Origin of the sequence: Vibrio sp. M260118, assembly GCF_036533755.1 — a bacterium.
GTDB lineage: Bacteria > Pseudomonadota > Gammaproteobacteria > Enterobacterales > Vibrionaceae > Vibrio.
Genome location: NZ_JATABG010000437.1, coordinates 1 through 2,532, shown reverse-complemented (window position 1 = coordinate 2,532; position 2,532 = coordinate 1). Strand labels below are relative to the sequence as shown.

Genomic DNA, 2,532 nt, shown 5'->3' with positions numbered 1-2,532 from the left:
GTTATATCTCTAGTCGCTCGATACCTGAAGCGCCTGCTAGTGCACCCGAGTTAAAGTTCAAATGGCAACCTGTGAAACAAACAAAACAGACCATCGCCATTGCCAAAGCCGATAAAACAATTTTCCGAGCGCTGATGGCAATCAGTTGGTTCTGGTTTCTTGGCGCAACTTATCTAACTCAGTTCCCAAACTTTACCAAGCTTCACCTTAATGGCGCAGAGAGCGCTGTGTCTTTTTTACTCGCACTATTTTCGGTAGGCATTGCGGTTGGCTCTCTAGCTTGTGACAAACTATCTAACCACCGTATTGAAGTAGGAATCGTGCCGCTCGGTAGTTTAGGGATTTCCGTATTCGGCTACTTAATGGCCACATCTATACCAGAGTACTTACCTGAATTCGCTAGCTTTTCAGAGTTTGTAACGTACAAACCACTTTGGTCTGTATTTGCTTATCTGCTATTGCTTGGCGCTTCTAGCGGTGTATTTATTGTGCCTCTTTATGCCCTAATGCAACAAAGAGCTAAACCTAGTGAAAGAGCGCAAGTTATTGCGGCTTTGAACATTTATAACTCTCTATTCATGGTAGGAAGTGCAATACTCGGCATTGTTTGCCTAAGCGTGCTCGACCTCTCGATCCCACAACTGTTTTTGCTGCTCGCCGGATTAAACCTCTTAATCGCCGGCTACTTATTCCTACAAGTCCCTATTTTTGTGGTGCGTTTTTTAACTTGGATCGTCACTCATACTATGTACCGAGTGACACATAAAAACACCCACAACTTGCCGGAGAAAAGCGGTGCTCTTCTAGTCTGTAACCATGTTAGCTACATGGACGCCTTGCTACTAAGTGCGGTTTGCCCAAGGCTGATACGCTTTGTGATGGAAGAAGAGTATGCAAACCTGCCACCGCTTAAACGTTTTTTAAAGCGGGCGGGCGTTATTCCAATTTCAGCGACTAACAGACGTTCCATCATCAGAGCATTCAGTGAAGTTGAACAAGCACTCGCGGAAGGACACATTGTCTGTATCTTCCCTGAGGGTCGCTTAACCTCCGATGGTGAAATTGGTGAGTTTATGCGCGGGATGGATCTGATCCTTAAACGCAGCCCTGTACCCGTCATTCCAATTGCTATCAAAGGCCTTTGGGGAAGTTACTTCAGCCGTTACAAGGGCTCTGCTTGCAAAGGACTACCGACTCGGTTCTGGTCTAAAATTGAAATTGAAGTCGGTAATCCAGTTAAATCAAAAGACGCTTCAACCTCAACAATGCAAGAGCAAGTATCCAAACTCAGAGGCGAATGGCGTTAATCATCACCATCAGGAACAAGCGTTCAGTTTGTCTTAACGCTTGTTCAATTCATTCAGCTCTACTTATCATGTAGAGTTCGGTAAACTGCTCACTTGTTTTCATTGCTCGGTTAAAACAGCTTTCATCCATGACTAACGTTAAGAAACATCTCCCTTTTTGGCTTGCATTGCTGCTTTGCTTAGCGCCTTTTATTACCTCGCCAACCGCGTTAGTTATCGGCTTTTTATTAGCATCTCTCGGCTTGGTGCCAGAAGAGCTCAACTTCGCAAAGCTAACCAAAAAGCTGCTCGCCTACTCGATCGTTGGCCTAGGGTTCGGGATTGAGTTTGAGCAAGCATTGGCAGTCACTTCTGACGGTATTGGTATTATCGTCGTGACAATTGTCAGTACGCTAATCATTGGTTGGTGGGTCGCTAAAGCAATGAGACTGAACAGAGAAACTGGCTACTTGATAGCTTCAGGTACCGCTATCTGTGGTGGGAGCGCAATTGCCGCTGTTTCACCTGCGATTAAAGCCAACGATGAACAAATTGGTCTATCACTGGCGACGGTATTCGTACTTAACTCTATTGCTCTCTTTGTTTTCCCGGTCATCGGCCACGCATTAAACCTCGACCAACATACGTTTGGTACTTGGGCCGCCATCGCTATTCACGATACGTCATCCGTGGTTGGCGCAGCGTCTGCCTATGGCGAAGAAGCACTCACCACCGCAACCACGCTAAAACTGGCGCGTGCACTGTGGATCATTCCAGTCGCTATTTTTAGTGCATTCCTATTTCGCAATGAATCGAAGAAAATCACCATTCCTTACTTCATCTTGTTCTACTGCGCAGCGATTGCAATCAGCGACCTAATGCCTCAGTTTGATACCGTTTATCAAACCGTATTCGACTTAGCAAAACGGGCTTTGGTTGTGTGTCTGTTTTTAATCGGCTGTGGCATTTCAGTGGAAAAGCTCAAATCTGCAGGACCTAAGCCATTATTGTTTGGGGTGACGCTGTGGATTTTAATTTCAACGACATCGCTCGCTTGGCTGACCCTAGCTTAAGCGTTATCAATATTGCCTTGTAGTTTGCTTCGCTTAGACGCTTTTAGATTAAACACGAAGGCGCAGACAAGCAGAAATGCAGTTAGTTCGGCTAGTGAACGGGCAAGACCCTCGCTTTGTACGGCTACAATGATCTGCAAAATCACTGCAAAAACCAAGATTGCCTTTATCAT

2 protein-coding genes are annotated in these 2,532 nt (G+C 45.6%); both read left to right on the top strand.

Translation table 11 applies throughout. The features are described 5' to 3' along the window. Nucleotides 1-1,307, top strand: a 1,307-nt coding sequence (locus QTO00_RS18010; protein WP_331426004.1) for an MFS transporter, incomplete at its 5' end; no start/stop codon positions are given. Nucleotides 1,308-1,435: 128 nt separating this feature from the next. Then, on the top strand, nucleotides 1,436-2,359 hold the full coding sequence (locus QTO00_RS18005; protein WP_331426003.1) for a YeiH family protein: 924 nt from the start codon (nucleotides 1,436-1,438) through the stop codon (nucleotides 2,357-2,359). Nucleotides 2,360-2,532: the final 173 nt, after the last annotated feature.